General features: G+C 34.9%; 6 protein-coding genes. 1 reads left to right on the forward strand and 5 read right to left on the reverse strand.

Annotated features, from left to right (window positions below; genetic code table 11):
• Window positions 1-26: 26 nt before the first annotated feature.
• Window positions 27-779: a 5'-methylthioadenosine/adenosylhomocysteine nucleosidase gene (locus ABFR62_13485; protein MEN8139433.1), complete on the forward strand. Its 753-nt coding sequence runs from the start codon at window positions 27-29 to the stop codon at window positions 777-779.
• A gap of 216 nt (window positions 780-995) precedes the next feature.
• Here ABFR62_13485 and ABFR62_13490 read toward each other — a convergent pair whose 3' ends face one another.
• From ABFR62_13490 to ABFR62_13510, 5 genes are all read right to left on the reverse strand, one after another.
• Entirely contained in the window at window positions 996-1,502 is a 507-nt protein-coding gene (locus ABFR62_13490) for a DUF302 domain-containing protein (protein MEN8139434.1), read from the reverse strand.
• Between the two features lie 142 nt (window positions 1,503-1,644).
• On the reverse strand, window positions 1,645-2,598 hold the full coding sequence (locus ABFR62_13495) for an SLAC1 anion channel family protein (GenBank protein MEN8139435.1): 954 nt from the start codon (window positions 2,596-2,598) through the stop codon (window positions 1,645-1,647).
• A 42-nt stretch (window positions 2,599-2,640) separates the two neighbouring features.
• Complete coding sequence (locus ABFR62_13500; GenBank protein ID MEN8139436.1) at window positions 2,641-2,976, reverse strand: NifB/NifX family molybdenum-iron cluster-binding protein; 336 nt, start codon at window positions 2,974-2,976, stop codon at window positions 2,641-2,643.
• Complete coding sequence (locus ABFR62_13505; GenBank protein MEN8139437.1) at window positions 2,976-3,386, reverse strand: DUF134 domain-containing protein; 411 nt, start codon at window positions 3,384-3,386, stop codon at window positions 2,976-2,978. Before ABFR62_13505 ends, ABFR62_13500 begins: the two co-directional genes overlap by 1 nt.
• A 147-nt stretch (window positions 3,387-3,533) precedes the next feature.
• The coding region (locus tag ABFR62_13510) for a hypothetical protein (protein ID MEN8139438.1) at window positions 3,534-3,904 on the reverse strand (371 nt) is incomplete at its 5' end.

Below are 3,904 nucleotides of genomic sequence, written 5' to 3' on the forward strand. Positions count from 1 at the left end.
TGACCAAAACATTAAATTATTAGCAGATGAAAAGGATAGGAGTAATGTCGGCGATGGTAGAAGAAATGGATATCCTTCTGGATAAACTGGAAAATAAAAAAACCAGGACTATAGGCCAGAGAGAGTATAACTGTGGGGTCTTATGGGGAAATAAAGTGGTGTTGGTTTTTTCCAGATGGGGTAAGGTGGCAGCATCCTCTACAACAACAACGCTTATAACAGAATTTAAAGTTGATGAAATTATTTTTACAGGAGTAGCCGGAGCAATTGATAGTAAAATAAATATCGGAGACGTGATTGTAGCCGAAAATCTTTATCAACATGATTTTGATGCCAGTCCGTTTTTATTGCAGCACGTCTTGCCTTTAATCATGAAAAAGGAAATAGGAACTCATCCATCTGTTAGAAATAAACTTTTTGATTCAGGAGTTAACTTTCTAAAAGAACAAATGAAAGAGAAAATTTCAGATGATTATCTTAACGAATTTAATATTTCCGATCCAAAAATTGTAATAGGTAACATAGCATCCGGAGACCAATTTATAAAGGATTCCAAAAGAAGGGATGAAATAAAGTCCAGTCTGGAAAATGTTTTGGCTGTTGAGATGGAAGGAGCTGCTGTAGCACAGGTTTGTTATGAATATGGAATTCCTCTGGGAGTAATTAGAACAATATCAGATGATGCTAATGATGAGGCAATTAAAGATTTCCCCAAGTTTGTTTATAATATAGCCAGTCAATATTCGTATAATATCTTGAAGAATTATTTATTGAAATAGTTTTTAAATTCTTCTATGGCATTGAAGAAATGACAGTTGATATGCTGACTAATCTCAGGAAAAAGTTTGGCATGTAGTATCGATTTTAGCATGACTAATATGATAAGAAGATGCCAAAATGTCTATAAGATTAAAAACGGAGTGTAGCATATTTGCTGCACCCCGTTCGTCCTTGTTAAAAGGAAGTTGTAGTAAGTGTATTTCCTGTATTAATTTTTAAAACACATTGAACTTAAGGTTTACAAAGCTCATTATTCCCTCAACGTCAAGGGCAACTTTCTCCATAATATTCGATGCATCACTGCCGAATAATTTCCCCATGATAGCTCCGTTGGCTGTTGAGATATAAACCTGACCATTCGATTTTTCGTAAACAGCAAAAGATTTTGGCATCATTACACCAATTTTTCTTCTGTCATCATTATTAAGCATTTCTGAAGCGAACTTACCGCTGCAGTATTTTACAATTTTGAACTTCCCGATAGGAGCCCCTCCACCGTCAATTACTGCTTTATTCTGATCGATTACTCCTGTAACTCGCCAACCGTCTTTATTGTTGATTCTATTTTGTATTACATCAACAGTTTTGTCAAACTCATAAGGACTCTTAATTTCTACAAGCATCATTTTTTCTGATGACATGTTCATTGCTAATCCCGTGAAAAATACTCCAAAGACCAATCCTCCAAGTACTGAAACTATTATTAAAATCTTTTTTTCCATTGTCTTAATTTTGTTTATTTTTTAGTGATAATATTTGTAAATACTGTAACTCTTTTACTTGGCAGAGCCAAAATTTGCCCCCGGTAATCCTTGCTTTTAGCGTAGCCGTAGGGGAGTAGAAGGAAGTAACCTGTACTAGGAATCAATCCTCTTCAACACAGAGCTCTCCTTTCTTAATTGCTGAAATAGTTTTAGATGTCACAATTACGAATGCAGCCAGTGCAAATGCTAAAAATAACCAGGCTAAATACTGATAAATAACCATTCCTGTTAGTTGAAAAGCTACCACAGAAGCTATTGTTATTGAAGCTAACGGGAATAAAAATGCCCACCATGAAACAAAAAACTTTAGATGCCTAAAACTTTTGTGGAGCATAAGTAATAACGCGGCGAAGAAATAGGCCATGTATAACATGAAAAATGCAAACGAATCTAAACTCTGGGTTATTCTAACATATGCTATAAATCCAATTGCAGGCGGAGCCAGTAAGATGAAGAAAGTTGGCATGAATTTTTTAGGCATCTGATCGTGAAATATAACACGGTTTAAAAATATTGTCAGCAGTATTATCCAAAATAAAAATCCAATACCAAAATATATCCATGCAATTTCACGAGCTATAAAGTCAACACCAATAACCGGTACTAAGATATTACCGACAACAGGTATAAACCAGGCAGGGTTGAAGGTCTTAATTTCAAAATTGTGTTGAATCCAAAACCTGATTGTGTGTAACATTATGTAAGTGTGTCCTAAAAAACCTATCCACCAAAATGGCAAGGCTACTAATGGCCAGATCCCATAAAATACTATAGAAAGAAGTAGAAATGATATTGTTATAGCCGAAAAGAAATTTATTCTGATTCTATGTTTGAAATCATCGTTTACATCCTTATAAAATATATAAGCCTTCCTGGAGTAGAAATAACTTACTGTTGCAAATGTAAGTAAAGCTATTGCCATCATTGCCAGAAACGGCCATTTAGGCAACCACTGTAAGTGGTAGAATTTGTTTAAAGCAACCGACACTCCTGCCAGCCCCATGATGCTCGAAAAAGCAGCTATAGGAAAATGCTGTAATTTTGATTTTTCCATTGGATAATTGATGTTATTAAAGTTGTAATAGTTTTTTGTAATTTATTTACGTGAAATTAAATCTATAATTTTACTTCCTGTTGTGCTCTCTTCTTCCTTTAGTATAATAAGTTGGATATTATTTTCTTCTGCAATTTTTTGGACATTATATCCTATTTCAAATCCACAGAATGTATTAACTCCTCTTGCTACGAGAAGTTTTGCGATTGATTTGCCGGATTGACTATGTTCGTCTTTAAACTTATTTGCGATAAGCGTTTTGCTTTTACTCTTTTCATCATAGATTACAAAATATGGACTTCTTGCAAATAGTTTTGATACCTTAAACTCGGATGAATTTCCCCTTACCGGAATTGCAATAATTTTAACATTACTCATTACAAATCATTTTCAATTAGTTTCACACTTTCACTACCACATAAAGGGCATTTTTCATTGCCTATCTTCCCTTTTTTGTTGAATTTACTTCCGCAATTGTTACATATGAACCATGTTTCATGGTAAATTACATTTCCCCCCTGAATTAAAATTTGTTTTCCTTCGCACATAGCCTCGGCTAATTTCTTGCGGGCTTTATCATAAATTCTGGTTAAGGTAGGTCGCGATACACCCATTTGCTCGGATGCCTCTAATTGCGAAAGCCCCATATAGTCCTTTAACCTGATGCTTTCGTATTCTTCTACCGACAGGTATATAGTCTCAAGATCTGAAGCATAGAAACCCATTGGTATGAAACCCTTGACTTTTGGTCTTGAGAAAACTTTTCTTGGATTTACCGGACGTGCCATATAATTTTTTTGGCAAATATATTATGAACATATGTTCATAACTATGCTCTCTAAACAGATATTATTATGATTTTTGTCATTAGGAACTGAGGCAAAAAAAAGACCCGCCCAAAGGGCGAGTCTGAATATTTTGTATATGAAAAAGTCTTAGTAGGCTAATCTTGTATTAGAAACTGTTGAGTTGTTATACTCCTCCATTTTATCAATTTCTTCTTTTTGCTCGTCGAGCAGTTCCAGAACTTTATTTACATTCTGAATACCGTCAAGAGCGAAATCGTTTATTTTCTCGCGCCATACGGCAGCGTTTGTTTTTCCGTGCTTCATTACATCCGATACCAACTCAATATTGTAAAGGCTGGCAAATATCTGATATACCTCTTCGTCTCGTAATTTCTGAATTACTTCCTGTATCCCTGCAAGTTTTTTCTCAAAACGCTTTTCACGCTGAATTAAGAATTGACGGAATAGTGCCAGAGTGAATATGGATGTTATTATTGTTGCCCATACTACGAACTCTG

The sequence above is a fragment of the Bacteroidota bacterium genome (genome assembly GCA_039714315.1).
Classification (GTDB): Bacteria; Bacteroidota; Bacteroidia; order Flavobacteriales; family JADGDT01; genus JADGDT01.

Excerpts from the sequence above, each read along its gene's own strand:
- ABFR62_13495 (MEN8139435.1), bottom strand. The coding sequence starts at position 2,598 with ATGGAAAAATCAAAATTACAGCATTTTCCTATAGCTGCTTTTTCGAGC.
- ABFR62_13500 (MEN8139436.1), bottom strand. The coding sequence starts at position 2,976 with ATGAGTAATGTTAAAATTATTGCAATTCCGGTAAGGGGAAATTCATCC.
- ABFR62_13485 (MEN8139433.1), top strand. The coding sequence starts at position 27 with ATGAAAAGGATAGGAGTAATGTCGGCGATGGTAGAAGAAATGGATATC.
- ABFR62_13490 (MEN8139434.1), bottom strand. The coding sequence starts at position 1,502 with ATGGAAAAAAAGATTTTAATAATAGTTTCAGTACTTGGAGGATTGGTC.
- ABFR62_13505 (MEN8139437.1), bottom strand. The coding sequence starts at position 3,386 with ATGGCACGTCCGGTAAATCCAAGAAAAGTTTTCTCAAGACCAAAAGTC.